The organism is Mucilaginibacter sp. P19, assembly GCF_050632265.1.
In the GTDB taxonomy this organism is placed as follows: Bacteria; Bacteroidota; Bacteroidia; order Sphingobacteriales; family Sphingobacteriaceae; genus Mucilaginibacter; species Mucilaginibacter gossypii.
This window is the reverse complement of sequence record NZ_CP192586.1, coordinates 4,109,521-4,125,116: the sequence shown is the minus strand read 5'-3', so window position 1 is coordinate 4,125,116 and position 15,596 is coordinate 4,109,521. Positions and strand designations below refer to the sequence as shown.

11 protein-coding genes and 1 pseudogene are annotated in these 15,596 nt (G+C 43.4%); 7 read left to right on the top strand and 5 right to left on the bottom strand.

The genetic code is table 11. The features are described 5' to 3' along the window. Position 1 precedes the first annotated feature (1 nt). Positions 2–4,520: pseudogene (gene gltB / locus ACQ86K_RS19925) on the bottom strand (glutamate synthase large subunit). Between the two features lie 534 nt (positions 4,521–5,054). Further along, a complete protein-coding gene (locus tag ACQ86K_RS19920) occupies positions 5,055–5,336 on the bottom strand; it encodes a pyrimidine/purine nucleoside phosphorylase (RefSeq protein ID WP_091162376.1) in 282 nt (93 codons plus the stop codon). Positions 5,337–5,500: 164 nt separating this feature from the next. Here ACQ86K_RS19920 and ACQ86K_RS19915 point away from each other — a divergent pair, with 164 nt between their 5' ends. Continuing rightward, entirely contained in the window at positions 5,501–6,067 is a 567-nt protein-coding gene (locus ACQ86K_RS19915) for a DUF6252 family protein (RefSeq protein ID WP_143020664.1), read from the top strand. A gap of 73 nt (positions 6,068–6,140) precedes the next feature. Here the strand turns inward: ACQ86K_RS19915 and ACQ86K_RS19910 are convergent, their stop codons facing one another. Then, positions 6,141–6,548, bottom strand: a complete 408-nt coding sequence (locus tag ACQ86K_RS19910; RefSeq protein WP_431198617.1) for a hypothetical protein — start codon at positions 6,546–6,548, stop codon at positions 6,141–6,143. Between the two features lie 218 nt (positions 6,549–6,766). Here ACQ86K_RS19910 and ACQ86K_RS19905 point away from each other — a divergent pair, with 218 nt between their 5' ends. Further along, positions 6,767–7,318: a sugar O-acetyltransferase gene (locus ACQ86K_RS19905; RefSeq protein ID WP_091162380.1), complete on the top strand. Its 552-nt coding sequence runs from the start codon at positions 6,767–6,769 to the stop codon at positions 7,316–7,318. Between the two features lie 148 nt (positions 7,319–7,466). On the opposite strand, the gene ACQ86K_RS19900 is transcribed toward ACQ86K_RS19905, so the two are convergent. Both ACQ86K_RS19900 and ACQ86K_RS19895 read right to left on the bottom strand, forming a co-directional pair. Beyond that, entirely contained in the window at positions 7,467–8,252 is a 786-nt protein-coding gene (locus ACQ86K_RS19900) for a DUF817 domain-containing protein (protein WP_091162382.1), read from the bottom strand. Positions 8,253–8,255: 3 nt separating this feature from the next. After that, a complete protein-coding gene (locus tag ACQ86K_RS19895; RefSeq protein WP_091162384.1) occupies positions 8,256–9,026 on the bottom strand; it encodes an oxygenase MpaB family protein in 771 nt (256 codons plus the stop codon). Positions 9,027–9,286: 260 nt separating this feature from the next. On the opposite strand from ACQ86K_RS19895, the gene ACQ86K_RS19890 reads away from it, so the two are divergent. The 5 genes from ACQ86K_RS19890 (at position 9,287) to ACQ86K_RS19870 (ending at position 15,535) form a co-directional block, all read left to right on the top strand. After that, entirely contained in the window at positions 9,287–9,475 is a 189-nt protein-coding gene (locus ACQ86K_RS19890) for a KilA-N domain-containing protein (protein ID WP_431198616.1), read from the top strand. Beyond that, complete coding sequence (locus ACQ86K_RS19885) at positions 9,441–9,851, top strand: KilA-N domain-containing protein (protein ID WP_431198615.1); 411 nt, start codon at positions 9,441–9,443, stop codon at positions 9,849–9,851. Before ACQ86K_RS19890 ends, ACQ86K_RS19885 begins: the two co-directional genes overlap by 35 nt. 1,140 nt (positions 9,852–10,991) lie before the next feature. After that, the gene (locus tag ACQ86K_RS19880) at positions 10,992–12,017 is read left to right on the top strand and encodes an LTA synthase family protein (RefSeq protein ID WP_431198614.1); all 1,026 of its coding nucleotides are present in this window, start codon (positions 10,992–10,994) and stop codon (positions 12,015–12,017) included. A gap of 143 nt (positions 12,018–12,160) precedes the next feature. Beyond that, positions 12,161–14,770, top strand: a complete 2,610-nt coding sequence (gene mutS, locus ACQ86K_RS19875) for a DNA mismatch repair protein MutS (protein WP_091162391.1) — start codon at positions 12,161–12,163, stop codon at positions 14,768–14,770. A 198-nt stretch (positions 14,771–14,968) separates the two neighbouring features. Further along, positions 14,969–15,535: a C40 family peptidase gene (locus tag ACQ86K_RS19870; RefSeq protein WP_176844331.1), complete on the top strand. Its 567-nt coding sequence runs from the start codon at positions 14,969–14,971 to the stop codon at positions 15,533–15,535. Positions 15,536–15,596: the final 61 nt, after the last annotated feature.

The window sequence follows — 15,596 nt, the reverse complement described above, 5'->3', positions numbered from 1 at the left end:
CTTAGCCTATGGTTTGATATTGTAATTTCTCTAATACTTTTTTATACTCTCTCGGGAATACTTTCACAAACTGGGTTGATGCTTCATTCCAGTTGTTTAGTATCTTTTGCGCCAGCTTGCTGCCGGTTAAGGTGATGTGTTTACGCAGCAGGGTGAGGATCTGCTCTTCGTCTTGTACACTTAGCGGATCAAGGTCAACCATTTCGGTATTGCAGTTTTCTGCAAACGTACCTTCAGGATTGTAAACCCATGCTATACCTCCGCTCATACCGGCTGCAAAGTTGCGGCCTGTATTACCAAGGATAAGCGCACGACCACCGGTCATGTACTCGCAACCGTGGTCGCCGATACCTTCAACAACAGTGGTAGCGCCAGAGTTACGTACCGCGAAACGCTCGCCGGCCATACCGCCTACAAACAATTCACCCGATGTAGCACCATAAAGGGCTACGTTACCAATGATGATATTATCTTCAGGTACGAAGGTTGCGTTAGCTGCCGGATAAACGGCTATCTGAGCGCCCGAAAGACCTTTACCTACATAGTCGTTAGCTTCGCCTTCCAGCTCGAAAGAAACACCTTTAGTGGTGAATGCCGCAAAGCTTTGACCGGCAGAGCCTTTGAATTTGAAGTTAATGGTATTGTCAGGTAAACCTGCAGAACCATAAACTTTCGAAATCTCGTTTGATAACAAGGTACCGATGGTACGGTCAACGTTGATCACATCAAATGAAGCAAATACCGGGGTTTTATCTTCAATAGCAGGTTTAGCAGCTTCCCATAGTTTCCAGTCAAGGATATTGGCCATGCCGTGATCCTGTGATTCACTGTTGTACAAGGTCATACCTTTGGTGTTGGTAACCGGGTGCAGGATGCCGCTCAAGTCAATCTTTTTGGCTTTCCAGCTTTGCAGGTTATCTTTCACTTTCAGGAACTGTACGCGGCCAACCATTTCATGAATAGTACGGAAACCAAGCTCGGCCATGATCTCGCGTAACTCCTCAGCCATAAAGCGGAACAGGTTAACGATATGCTCAGGTTTGCCCGAAAATAATTTGCGCAATTCAGGATCTTGTGTGGCAACACCTACAGGGCAGGTGTTCAGGTGGCATTTACGCATCATGATACAGCCGCCTGCAACAAGGGCAGCAGTAGCTACACCCCATTCTTCGGCACCCATCAGGGCTGCGATTGCCAAATCGCGACCAGTTTTCAGTTGACCGTCTGTTTGTAGTACCACACGGCTGCGCAGTTTATTACGTACCAGTGTTTGGTGAGCTTCGGTTAAACCAAGCTCCCATGGCAAGCCAGCGTGTTTGATAGAGCTTATTGGCGATGCACCGGTACCACCGTCATAACCTGCAATCAGGATTACGTCTGCGTGTGCTTTGGCAACACCGGCTGCAATAGTACCTACACCTGCTTTTGATACCAATTTAACGTTGATACGGGCTGCGCGGTTTGCATTTTTAAGGTCGAAGATAAGCTGTGCCAAATCTTCGATAGAGTAAATATCGTGGTGTGGGGGAGGAGAGATCAAACCTACGCCCGGAGTAGAGTGACGGGTTTTAGCGATCCAATCGTCAACCTTATGGCCCGGCAGCTGACCGCCTTCACCTGGTTTAGCACCCTGTGCCATTTTTATCTGTAACTCATCGGCATTGGTAAGGTAGTTTGAAGTTACCCCGAAACGGCCTGATGCTACCTGCTTAATAGCCGAACGTAATGAGTCGCCGTTTGGCAATTTGTCGTAACGCATTTCGTCCTCACCACCTTCACCTGTATTGCTTTTGCCGCCAATACGGTTCATAGCGATTGCCATTGTGCTGTGTGCCTCGTGCGAGATAGAGCCGAATGACATGGCACCTGTAGCAAAACGCTTCATGATGCTTTCTGCCGGTTCAACCTCTTCAATGCTGATTGATTCGCGGTGGTGGGCAAAATCAAGTAAACCACGGATGGTGAAGTGCTTTTCAGTTTGCTCGTTAACTACCTTAGCGTAGTTTTTATATACCTCGTAGCTATTAGTACGGGTGGCGTGCTGTAACAGGTGAACGGTAGTAGGATTAAACAAGTGGGCTTCGCCTCGGCGTTTCCACTGGTAGATACCACCTTCAGGTAACAGGTTGTCAGCTCCTTTAGCTTCAAAGCCCATTTTGTGTTTGCAAAGTGCTTCACGGGCAATTTCATCGAGGCCTAAACCGCCTATGCGGGTAACTGCACCATGGAAGTATTTGTCAACAACGGTCTTATTTATGCCAAGGATCTCGAATACCTGCGCGCCGTGGTATGACTGTAAGGTTGAGATCCCCATTTTCGAGAAGATCTTCAACAAGCCATCGTTAATAGATTTAACGTAGTTATTCCGCAGCTTTTTGATATCGTAGCTGGTTTCAAGGCTGCCATTATCTTTAAGGGTTTCAATAGTTGAAAGCGCCAGGTACGGGTTGATAGCTGTAGCACCAAAGGCCAGTAAGCAAGCAAAGTGGTGTACTTCCCAGGCATCGCCGGTTTCAACAACCAGGCCAACAGCACCGCGGCGGCCTTTGCGGATCAAATGGTGGTGTACTGCTGATACAGCCAGCAGGGTAGGGATAGGGGCATGCTCAGAATCAACCGCACGATCCGAAAGGATCAATACCTCGAAGCCGTCATCAACAGCATCTTCGGCGTAGCGGCAAAGGCGTGCAATGCCTTTTTCCAGTGAGCCTGGCAGGCCATCAGCCTTAAAGTAAGTTTGCAAAGTTTTGGCGTGGAACAGGCCGGTATCGATACTGCGCAGTTTTTCTAACTGGTGGTTTTTCAATATCGGGTGTTTCAATACCACGCAATGGCAATGCATTTTGTCTTCATCTAACAGGTTGCCATTGTTACCGATAAAGGTAGCAAGGCTCATCACCAAACGCTCACGGATCGGGTCGATTGGCGGGTTGGTTACCTGTGCGAAAAATTGTTTGAAATAGCTTGACAGGTGCTGAGGTTTGTCCGAAAGGATAGCCAAAGGCACATCGGTTCCCATTGAGCCTACAGGCTCTTTGCCATCAAGGGCCATCGGTTTAATGATGGTGTCGATATCCTCGCGGCTGTAGCCAAATACCTGCTGGTAACGGTATACAGAGGCTTCAGACAAGCTGGCGAAAGCCAGGCGCGGTTCTGAAAGCTCGCTCAGGTTAATTTTATAATTCTCTAACCAACGGCCATACGGCTGTTGTGATGCAATTTGTTGCTTGATCTCTTCATCAGTGATGATGCGGCCTTTTTCAGTATCGATTAATAACATTTTACCAGGCTGTAAGCGGCCTTTGCGTAAAACGGTGCTTTCGTCAATAGCTAAGGTACCGGCTTCAGAAGCTGCTATTACACGACCATCATTGGTGATCACGAAACGTAGCGGGCGCAAGCCGTTACGGTCAAGCAGGGCACCTACCAGTTTACCATCGGTAAAGGTAATAGCGGCAGGTCCATCCCATGGCTCCATCAAAGTAGCGTGAAATTCGTAGAACGCTTTTTTAAGCGGATCCATGGCTTCGTTGCCATCCCATGCTTCAGGTACCAGCATCATCATTACATGTGGCAATGAACGGCCGGAGTGCAACAATATTTCAATGATATTATCCAGACAGGCAGAATCCGACTGGTTGTTATCAATCACCGGCAACAACATATCCATTTCTTCGGCAGTAAAGTACGACGAGAGCGTATGATTTCAGGCCGGCATAAAACCAGTTTAAGTTACCTGTAAGGGTATTGATCTCGCCGTTATGCGCAATTAAGCGGAATGGTTGGGCCAGTTTCCATGAAGGGAAAGTATTGGTAGAGAAACGCGAGTGGATCATGGCAAAGCCCGATGCAATACGCGGATCAGAAAGATCAGTATAGTATTTACGCAGCTGGTAGGTAGTAAGCTGCCCTTTGTAAATAATTGTTTTACAGCTTAATGATGTAAAATAAAAATTATCAGAAGCGCCGGCTACCGTTTCAGTAATGGTTTTGTTGATATACCTTCTGAGCACGAATAATTTGCGTTCAAAATCATCGGCGTTGGTAATATGATGTGGCCTTGCGATATAAATTTGCTCAATATCAGGCTCGGCCTGGCGGGCTGTTTCACCAATAACTGATGAATCAACGGTAAGCTTACGCTCGCCCAGCTTATGTAAACCTAATTTTTCAATAGCATTATTAATAATTGTACGGCAGGCCTTTTTCTGGGCCGAATCTTTAGGTAAAAATATCATACCTACACCATACTCGCCGGGTTCCGGCAGGCTGATCTCAAGGTTTGAGCATTCTTCCATTAAAAACTCATGGGGCAATTGTATTAAAATACCCGCACCGTCCCCGCTCTCGGGGTCGCATCCGCACGCACCGCGGTGTTCCATGTTTTCGAGCATGGTTAACGCGTTATCAATAATTTGGTTGGTTTTATGACCGTTGATATTGGTTATAAATCCCGTTCCGCACGAATCGTGTTCAAATTCCGGTCTGTAAAGACCCTGGTGGCTATCAGTTTGATCCATTGTTTAAATTAAACCGTTTACAATTTTATAAGGGGTGTAACCACGAAGTTACCAAAACTCAAATAAATTATAAAATTTACGGTAATTTTTAAAGATTTCTAAAAAATCAATTATTTAAATCATAATTATTTAACATTATCTCAACAAAAAGAGACAAATATTATGATGTACAAAATGAAAGTACGAAAAAAATTATTTAGAATCAATATAAAGTTATACCAAACTTGTGCAATACATTTATTAAAGCTGACTTTTTAGCTATAACCAAATTAAATTTTGTGGTGTTTCCCTATGTGATTAGTAGGATTTGGGAGGGGAAAAGTCAGGGGGCGGTAAGTCGGCAAGTCTGAAAGTTGAATTTTGAAAGATCTCTTATCAAGGTATAGATAAAGCTCCGGGAGTCAATAGGTCTATAACTTTTGATTTCGAATTATTGTCTGAACTCGAATTTATAGAATTTAAGGAATCAACATGATGCTATGCAAATTCTATAAATTTTCAAAATTTGTTCAAATCGAGTTCAGACAAAATCAACTATCTGTAAGTACACAAATACGAACTCTGCACTTCTGTTTTAACTTTAAATGAAGTATTTGCTTCAACCTCAAATACTTGTCCGTTGGTAAATGTTTGCCATTGGCTTTGGCCTGGTAATAAAGCTTCAAGGCTGCCTTCAATTACGGTCATGGTTTCGTGGCTTGATGTGCCAAATTCATATTCGCCGGGCTCAATAACGCCGATAGTTGAGCGCCCTTGCGGAGTGGTGTATGCCAGTGATTTTACGGCACCTTCAAAATATTCGTTTACGTTGATCATGTTTAAAAATTTCGGCCTAATATGGTTAAATAAAATGAATTGTATTATAATTGGGGCTTAACTATTAAAAGCCGCCGTGCCGGCGAATGTTAAAATATGTGAAAAAAGTAATTTCGGTTGTGATTATTACTTCTTAAACATCGTTATTTGCATAAAATTTATATATGAGGAAAATCCAACTATTAATGCTGTTCGTTTTATCAGCTATAATATTCCAGGGCTGTAAAAAGGACGTTGTTACTTCTGCTTCCACTACTTCCGACCAAATACTTGCCGCAACTATAAATGGTACATCATGGATCCCTGATGATGTTACCGCTACTATAAATTATGATGCTACTGCTAAAACAAAATCATTTAATGTAGTTGGTACTACTGACCTGAAAAGAGTAAAATGGACGATTACTTTAAGTGATGCTAATGCTACCAATGTCAATACTTTTCCGCTGGCTACTTATAAGGTTGATGCTACCAGCAGGGTAAATATGGCTTATTTCACATCAACTAGCGGTACATCCTTTAATCAGGTAGGTGTGGTTGAGCCAGGTTCGGGTTCTATCATAATTACCTCTATAGATCCATCAAAAAATCTGATAACCGGTACCTATAGCATGACCACGAAAAAGGTAAACTATAATGATGATGGTACCATTGCATCTATTGAAACGTCGCAGATATTAGGTGGTACATTCACTAATCTGCCTTATACCTTTACCCAGGTCAGTAATTAAATAAATTAGAAAATATAACATGAACGCCCCGGGTTGCAATATCCCGGGGCGTTCTTTTTAAACCGATCCGTAATTATTGGCCAGGACTTGGCCTGGTTGGGCTCGACGGATTAGGTGTCGGGCTTGGTGTTGTTGGGTTTGGCGTATTTGGTATAGGGCTTGGGTTAGGCGTATTTGGCTGCGGTGTAGGGTTAGGTGTACTGGGTGTTGGTGAAGGGTTTGGCGTTGGCGCAGGAGTTGGTACCCGATTTGGATCAGTAGGTGTCGGCGTCGGCGTTGGACTTGGCACAGGATCTGTTGGTTTTGGTGTGGGTACCGGCGTTTTTGGTTTCTTTTTATTTTTATCTGGCACAGTATCAGTGGTCAATGTGTACTTTGTTACTGATGCACCGGTATTTTGAGCCTGGTGTTCGTTAGCTAATACCAAAGAGCCGGCTAATGACAGGGCGATAGCTGCGGCTGTTATTCTTAAATTTTTCATATTTTTTCTTTTTATTTATGAAAAGTTAACTATTAATATAACTTAACGAAAAAGGAATGGTTTTTGAAATTTGAAATGAATCCAGGTCCAAACCCATTAACCACACCTGTTGCAGTAAATGACCTGGTAATACAACTTAGAGTTTGTATTGTTGATGAGTTGCCGGTTTAAATATTAAGCACCTATCTTTGCATGTAACCTGCCTGCAAACATTACCTATGACAGAACTTGAAAAAATGACATCCGGCGAACTGTACAATGCCGGGGATGCCGAACTTGTTGCCGCCCGTTCAAAAGCCCGGCAATTGTTTACACAATACAATGCCGCAAGCTATGATGACAAGGAAACCAAAACAGCCCTGTTAAAACAACTGCTGGGAAGCTTTAAAGGCAATATTGATATTCAATCGCCTTTTTACTGTGATTATGGCTTTAATATAATAGCCGGGGATAACCTGTTTCTGAATTTTAACTGTATTATATTGGATTGTGCCCGTGTTACCTTTGGTGATAACGTGTTCCTGGCGCCCAATGTGCAGCTTTATACAGCCTATCACCCGGTAATAGCTGCCGAACGGATCAAAGGCCCCGAATATGCGGCACCTATTACTATTGGCAACAACGTGTGGCTGGGTGGTGGTGTAATTGTTTGCCCTGGAGTTACCATAGGTGATAATACGACAATAGGTGCAGGAAGTGTGGTAACCAAAAGTATTCCGGCAAATGTAGTTGCTGCAGGAAATCCATGCCGGGTAATCAAAGATCTGTGATTTCATTATAATTTCGGAATTTCGATTTCGGATTTGACGGCTTTGGGAGCAAGCTATTTCAGACATACGTAAAGCAGCTGAGAAAAGAAATTTCTTTTATGCTTAGCCCCTTTACTTGAAATTACCGAGCTTGACATTGTGAAAGTGTTCAAGCTGATAACATCGGTAACGGCTTTGTGCTGTCTTTTAATAATTTCAGTTCGGCAACAATGATAAAGCTTACAATTACCAGGAAGGCCCAGGAGCTTATTTTCTGATAATTTACTACTGTCCAGGCATGGTGCTGGTAGGCATAGCGCCAGGCCCCAAGTCGGGTAGCTATATTTTCGGCAAACCAGATGAAAAAGCCTATAAGCATAAATGATATTATTGTTGGTATGCGACAGGCTTTTTCCTGTAAATGAAAAACTACTACCGACTGCCTGAAAAAATAAAGGATCAGCACGCCTATGCCATAGCGGATATCGGGCATAAAATGATTGCTAAAAAAATTAAAGTATATCAAAATACCTATGGTGCGGGCAATATAACGGTTAGGCCAGTTTTGTATTTGCAGGTTAAGCCTCCGCCAGGCCTGGCACATATAGCTGGCAACGCTGGCATACATAAAGCCGCTATATAGCGGAACGCCGCCTATTTTTAGATAAGCAAATTCAGGATAGGCCCATGAGCCGTAGTGAACTTTGAAGAGCTCCATTACCAGGCCCAGCAGATGAAATATGCAAATTACCAGTACTTCATCCTTAGTTTCGATCCCGGTGTAATATAAAGCAGCCTGGATAAGCAGGCAGGCTATCAGCATAAAGTCATAACGGGGCAAAATGCCTGCAAACAAATGCGAAAGTGCCAGCATGGCAAATACCAAAACCGGGAACAGGCAAGAGAGCGCCTGCTGCTGCAAAAAGATCCCGAAATATTTAATAGCGGTTTTCATGGATTAATTTAAAGCATATGCCCGGTCCATTCCCTGGATCTGGATTTTGTATTGCACCGGCAGAAGGGCATCCCTTAAAAACTTTCCGGGTTTAAGGTTTTTTATTGCCTTATATACCTTTAGTACAGGCCAAAGCCAGGCTATTTTACCCAGCGGCAGTTGTTGGCTAACCTGCGTGGGCACGGTTAGCAACTGTGCCTGCTTCAGAATCTGATACCTGGCAAAACCAAGATGTTTTTTATACTGATGATATAAATCGGCAGTGAAAGCGCTGTTAATTAAATTGTGTTCAAGGTGTTCTTTGCGCATTTGAAGATAGTGTTGATAATCTGATGGTATCCCTGTTAGCTGCATTCGTTCGCCAACCCGGTTAAATACATTAAACACTTCGGCTTTTTCGGCTGCGCTAAGAGGCTTTTCCAGTAATTCATATGAACGGATGGACAGATCGATCAACAGGAACAGTACATCACGATAAGCCCAGTCGGGTATTTGGGAACCACGGGCGGTTTCAACACCTTTATGAATGGCATTTATTTTATCAATAGCCTTTAAAGCTTCATCGCGCTCCGAAAAAATGATTTGCCGCGAATAGGCTACGGTGCTAAACAGGCGTGCTAAAGGATCAGCAGGAAGTTTGCCCGTGAAATAAAGCCAGTCGACAGCCTTATTTAAAGCAAACTCGGCTGCGGCCCCGGCGAAAATGAACAGGATGGTATCTGCCTTGCCCCAAATCCTGCGCACTATCGAATTTTCATCTACAAAAAGGTTCATGTTATATGTTTTTTGTTGCTTTTACTTTGTATTTTAAAAGTACTTTGTATTTCAAAGTTATTAAAATGATTTGAGTTTGCAATAGGAAACAGGCGATTTATTTTAGAGTGGTAGAAAGTTGGTATCAGATTCAGTTATTAATTGATTACTAATTTTAATGGCTTTTTGATTGTTTAAAACTTTTTTGCTAATTTTTATAGTTTTGAAATTGTTGTTGGTATACTTGTATTTTAATTAGGGATATAGTTTAAAACAGGCGTATGGTAAATGCAGTTTTTGAATTTGAATTTAATAATCAGGTTGTTGAGTTTGATATCAGCGATAAAGATTTAATGATCAATGCCACAGAAATGGGCAAAATCTTCGGTAAAAACCCAACAGAGTTTTTAAAGCTGAAACAAACTAAAGATTTTATTGACAGAATTGAAAAGCATGCCCTTGCCTTTTAATGAATCGAATTTTGAAGGTAACAGCACAAAGAATTCTGCCGATCTGGAAGCCATGATATTTGTGAATAAGCTGGATGGGCTATGGATGTGCGAAATTTTAGCATTGAAATTTGCAGGTTGGCTTAACCCTAAGTTTGAAGTTTGGGTGTATAGCACCATCCGGGAATTTTTGCCTAACTTAAGAGATAACAACGAAGCCTATAAACAGATTGTAAAGTTCGAAGATCAGTTGGATAAACTGGTGAAGAAACTACAGGGTAATGCCGATTTTCAGGCCTATATGCAATTACAGGAAAAATTGAAAAAGCTGCCTTACCGGATCAAACGAAATAACCAGGCCACTTTAAGGCAATACAGGCAATTGAAAGCTATTTGATATATTGTTTATAAAAGAGGGGACTCAGCTTTCCCAGGGTTCGTTTTCCTCTCTTAAAAATATTTAACACTCCGGTTTGCTAATCTAATGTCATTAAATCACTGTTGATTTAGCATTAAATAATTGTTATCCTATTTTTTTACTTTCGCTTTTTATTAGCTCCCGGGGAAATTCGGATTTGATCAATCCTTGCTGGTCACGTCTTGGGGGAAACTAAAGCAATGCGTTTTTCATGAAAAGTAAATTGAGGTTGGCCGAATATAAAGTACTTTTATACAGGCTGTTTTTGGGATATTTGTTTTATTTTATTGCAAGGGTATTATTCTTTACTTTTAATACGCACCTGTTTGCAGTTGACAGCTTTTGGGCGCTGCTCAAATTGTGCTATTACGGTATGGCCTTTGATACCACGGCGCTGCTTTATATTAACAGCTTATTCATCTTGCTTAGCGTTTTACCTCTAACGGTAAACACCCGGCCCGGTTTTCAGAAGGGTATGGCTATCCTATATTTTGTTACCAATTTACTCGCCTACGCTACCAACTTTGTTGATATTATTTATTATCGCTTTAGCCAGGTGCGTTCAACGAGGGCAACACTTGATGTGTTGGCCGATGAGAACAACAAAAAACTATTGTTTACCCATTTTTCGGAAGCCTACTGGTATGTCATTATCATATTCATATTGTGTTCACTTTGCTGGATCTGGCTCTATAACCGGGTGAAGCTAACACCTGCCGCAGCACGGGATAAAAAAGTATATTTCTTATCATCTATAATATCGTTCGTGCTCATTCTGGCGCTGGTTATCGGAGGCATTAGGGGCGATTTTGCACACAGTACCCGGCCTATTAATATGGTTGATGCTTATAAACACATCACGGTGCCCAACCAGGGTGATATTGTGCTGAATACCTCGTTCGCTATTTTCAGGACACTGGGCACCAACAACTACAAACTCCAGCACTGGACGGATGAGGCTTATATTAAAACCAACATCAAACCTATAAAACAATACAACACCAAGCCGGCTAATAAGCCTAATGTGGTGATCATTATACTCGAAAGTATGGCCCGCGAGTATTGGGGCAGTATGAACCGCGACGTTAATATACCGGGATTTAAATCCTATACACCTTTTTGGATTCAATCTCCGGCAGCAGTCTTATATTTACCAATGCCTACGCAACGGGCAGGCAATCAATCCATGCCATGTCGTCGGTATTGGCGGGGATTCCCTCGTTTCAAAATGCTTTTACCTCATCGCCATATGCCAAACAGCAGATCCAGTCGATAGTGTCGGTTTGCGACAGCATGGGGTATCAGACTTCGTTCTTTCACGGGGCAGCCAACGGGTCGATGGGCTTCCAGGGCTTCGGCAGTATTTTGGGATATCAGCACTATTATGGCCGTACCGAATATAACGACGATAAAGATTTTGACGGCATCTGGGGCATTTGGGATGAATATTTTTTCCAGTTTATGGGGCATACGCTGAGCAATCAGACACAACCCTTTATGGCTACGCTGTTCACGCTGTCATCCCATGATCCATATCAGCTGCCCGAAAAATATAAAGCGAGGTTTAAGGGTGGTCCGCTGGCTATTGATAAATGTGTTCAGTATACGGATAATTCACTGCGGATTTTTTTCAATTATGCGAAGACCCAGCCCTGGTTTAACAATACCATTTTTGTGATCACGGCCGATCATACCAGTCAAACTTATTATCCTGAATATAGTAAGCAGGTTAACCGTTTTGCTGTGCCTATCCTGTTTTACAGCGCCAACAGCGCTTATAATCTGAAAGGTGTGCGTACTGATCTGGCATCGCAAATGGATATTTACCCAACTGTGGTGGATTTGATTGGTTATAACAAGCCCTTCAGATCATGGGGGAGGAGTTTGGTAGGCAACCATCCTGATGAGCAGCCAAGGGTGATCAACTCAACAGGTAACATCTACCAGTTTATGCAGGGTAACTATACCTACCTGTTTGATGGCAAAAACTTCACCGGCATTTTTGCCGTGGCCGACAAAGGACTGGAAAAAAACCTGATGACAGCGCAACCCAATGCCGAAATGCAAAAAGGCATGCAGGATTGTAAAGCCCTGATACAAGATTATACAGATAGGATTGTGAACGGGAAGCTGTTGGCGAGGTAGGGTTTCGATAGAAGCGGATACGCCTAATCAGTGTGGCAGGTACACTTATTTGCTACATATCCACACCACCCCAACTTTTCAACAATACCCTAAAACCCCCGCTAATGCATTAACTTTACCCGATTAACAGAAGGAGTAACCGCTTGGCTAAAGATACTACCAAAGAAACCCCCTTAATGCAGCAATATAATGCTATCAAAGTAAAGTATCCAGGTGCTTTATTGCTGTTTAGGGTGGGCGATTTTTATGAAACATTTGGCGAAGATGCCGTGAAGGCTGCCGGTATTTTAGGCATCGTGCTTACCCGCCGGGCAAACGGCGCCGCTACACATATTGAGCTTGCCGGTTTCCCCCACCATTCGCTTGATACTTACCTGCCTAAACTGGTACGTGCGGGACAGCGTGTGGCCATTTGCGATCAACTGGAAGATCCTAAAACTACCAAAACCATCGTTAAACGCGGTGTAACCGAACTGGTTACCCCCGGTGTCGCCACTAACGATAACATCCTTCAGCAAAAAAGCAATAACTACCTGGCCTCGCTGCATTTTGAAAAGAATACGATAGGCATTGCCCTGATCGATATCTCTACCGGCGAGTTCATGACCGCCCAGGGTAACAGCGATTATATTGATAAGCTGCTGCAAAGCTTTTCGCCCAGTGAAGTGATCTATCCCAAAAGCCGTACACGCGATTTTAAAGATACTTATGGCGATCGCTTTTACACCTATGCCCTTGACGAATGGCCATACAGCGGCGATTACGCCACTGAAACGTTGCTTAAGCACTTTGGTGTAAAATCGCTCAAAGGCTTTGGTATTGATAAACTGAATTTAGGCATCATCGCTGCCGGTGTTGCTATTCATTATTTGAATGAGACAGAACACCGTAACCTCGGGCATATTTCGGCCATCAGCAGGATTGAGGAGGATAGGTATCTTTGGCTCGACAGGTTCAGCATTCGCAACCTCGAACTGGTGGGTTCGGCCAATGAAAACGCCATGACACTGGTTGATGTGCTTGACCACACCTGCTCGCCTATGGGCGCGCGTTTGCTGCGTCGCTGGATTGTGATGCCTTTAAAGCAAATCAAAGCTATCAATGACCGCTTAGGCGTGGTTGAATACCTGATAGAAAACGAAGAGCTGAGGGAAGAGTTGCTCCAATATCTACGCCAGATAGGTGATTTGGAAAGGCTCATCTCAAAAATAGGTTTACAAAAAGCCAATCCACGTGAGGTTTGCCAGTTAAAAAAGGCCCTAACCGCCATAGCCCAAATTAAACGCATAGCCGAATCATCACAAAGTGCCCCGTTACGCGCCATTGGCGAGCAGCTTAACCCCTGTGCACTAATTTGCGAAAAGATAGAACGTGAATTAAACCCCGAGCCTCCGGTGATGCTGGTAAAAGGTTCGGTGATGAACGAGGGTATTAACGAGGAGCTTGACCGTTTGCGTAAGATCGCCTTCGGCGGTAAAGGTTACCTGCTGGAGATTCAGAAGCGCGAAGCTGAATTAACGGGCATCCCATCGCTTAAAGTATCGTTTAATAACGTGTTTGGCTATTATTTGGAGGTTACACACAGCCACCGGGATAAAGTGCCAACCGAATGGATCCGCAAGCAAACGCTGGTTAATGCCGAGCGGTACATTACCCCCGAACTTAAAGAATATGAAGAACAGATTTTAGGCGCCGAAGAAAAAATCTTCGCGCTTGAAACGCAGCTTTATAACGACCTGCTTTATTCGCTTGCCGAGTATATTAAACCTATCCAGTTGAATGCCCAACTGATAGCCCGTTTGGATGTGTTGCTCAACTTTGCAACCATCTCCATTAAAAACTACTACGTTAAGCCCGAGATTAATGAAAGCAAGGTACTTGACATTAAGGGCGGTCGCCACCCTGTTATTGAAAAGAACCTGCCGATAGGCGAGGAGTACATCACCAACAGCGTTTACCTCGATTCGGAAACCCAGCAGATCATCATTATTACGGGCCCTAATATGGCGGGAAAGTCGGCTTTATTAAGGCAAACAGGCTTGATAGTACTGATGGCCCAAATGGGTTGTTTTGTGCCGGCTAAAGCTGCGTCAATAGGCCTGGTCGATAAGATCTTTACCAGGGTAGGTGCCTCGGATAACCTTTCATCCGGCGAATCGACCTTTATGGTGGAGATGAACGAAACTGCCAGTATCCTCAATAACCTGAGCGACAGGAGCCTGATCCTGCTGGATGAGATCGGTCGCGGTACTTCAACGTATGACGGGATCTCCATTGCATGGTCAATTGCCGAGTATCTGCATAATCACCCTACGGCAAGGGCTAAAACGCTGTTTGCAACCCACTATCATGAGCTTAATGAACTCAGCAATTCGTTTAACCGCGTTAAAAACTTTAATGTATCGGTTAAAGAAGTGGGGCAGCAGATCATCTTTTTACGTAAACTGGTACCGGGTGGCAGCGAGCACAGCTTTGGGATCCACGTGGCTAAACTGGCAGGTATGCCTTCAAAAGTACTTTCCCGTGCCAATGAAATTTTAAAGAAACTGGAAAATGAACGCACCGGCGGCGAGCATATCAAAGAAAGTATCCGCAAGGTTCAGAAACAAGCTGTACAAATGCAGATGTTTTCAATAGATGACCCCGTATTGGTGAAGATACGCGATACCCTGAATAACCTTGATGTAAATACATTAACCCCGGTTGAGGCATTGATGAAGCTGGACGAAATCCAAAGGGTGGTGAAGAGTTGATTTTCGAAGTCCGAAAGTCCGATGTCCGTAAAGTCCGAAAGTTTTGACCTCTTGCCCGAAAGCCAGGAGCAGTTTTAATGAGTTATGCATTTTTACTTCCGGACTTTCGGACATCGGCCTTGCAGACTTCTTCCACCCATGTTAATATGTTAAAAACATCCGCATCCTCTCAATAAACATTAAAGTTAATTTTACTTTATGAGCATATACCTGCGTCGTAGTTTTTATTTGTTTATACTTTTCCTTTCCCCATTTATATTAAGTTCATGTCACTCGCGCAAGGCCGCTATGCGCGGCCAGCCGGGTGAGGTGGTTAATCCGTCACCTGATATCGCTTCAAAATATTCCGAAATTATGGAGGTTGATAAGGGCAGTATTCAAAATGGTCGCCTTTACGCTTTTATTGATCAATGGATGGGAACACCCTATAAATTTGGTGGATTAGATAAAGACGGGATCGACTGTTCAGGGCTGACTTTTTTGCTGGAACAGCAGGTTTATGGTATTACCATTCCCCGCATGACCAGCAAGCAGATATCCGTCATCAAACGAAAATATGAAGACGAGCTAAAGGAAGGCGACCTGGTGTTTTTTGATTTCGACGGAAAGCAGTTTAGCCATGTGGGTGTTTACCTGCAAAATGGCTACGTAGTACATGCCAGCTCACGTCGCGGGGTTATCATCGTAAAACTGCGCGATCCATCATTATACAAGTACTTTTCGAGGGCAGGTTCTATTGAAAATGTACCTACAAGCATGAATTAGGTAATACAAATTTTAGGAGGATTTTTGCGAACTACACCAATATAAAGTTTAAATCGCCTTC

Coding starts and splice junctions, on each gene's coding strand:
- ACQ86K_RS19920 (WP_091162376.1), bottom strand. CDS start 5,336: ATGATCAACGTAAACGAATATTTTGAAGGTGCCGTAAAATCACTGGCA.
- ACQ86K_RS19915 (WP_143020664.1), top strand. CDS start 5,501: ATGAGGAAAATCCAACTATTAATGCTGTTCGTTTTATCAGCTATAATA.
- ACQ86K_RS19910 (WP_431198617.1), bottom strand. CDS start 6,548: ATGAAAAATTTAAGAATAACAGCCGCAGCTATCGCCCTGTCATTAGCC.
- ACQ86K_RS19905 (WP_091162380.1), top strand. CDS start 6,767: ATGACAGAACTTGAAAAAATGACATCCGGCGAACTGTACAATGCCGGG.
- ACQ86K_RS19900 (WP_091162382.1), bottom strand. CDS start 8,252: ATGAAAACCGCTATTAAATATTTCGGGATCTTTTTGCAGCAGCAGGCG.
- ACQ86K_RS19895 (WP_091162384.1), bottom strand. CDS start 9,026: ATGAACCTTTTTGTAGATGAAAATTCGATAGTGCGCAGGATTTGGGGC.
- ACQ86K_RS19890 (WP_431198616.1), top strand. CDS start 9,287: ATGGTAAATGCAGTTTTTGAATTTGAATTTAATAATCAGGTTGTTGAG.
- ACQ86K_RS19870 (WP_176844331.1), top strand. CDS start 14,969: ATGAGCATATACCTGCGTCGTAGTTTTTATTTGTTTATACTTTTCCTT.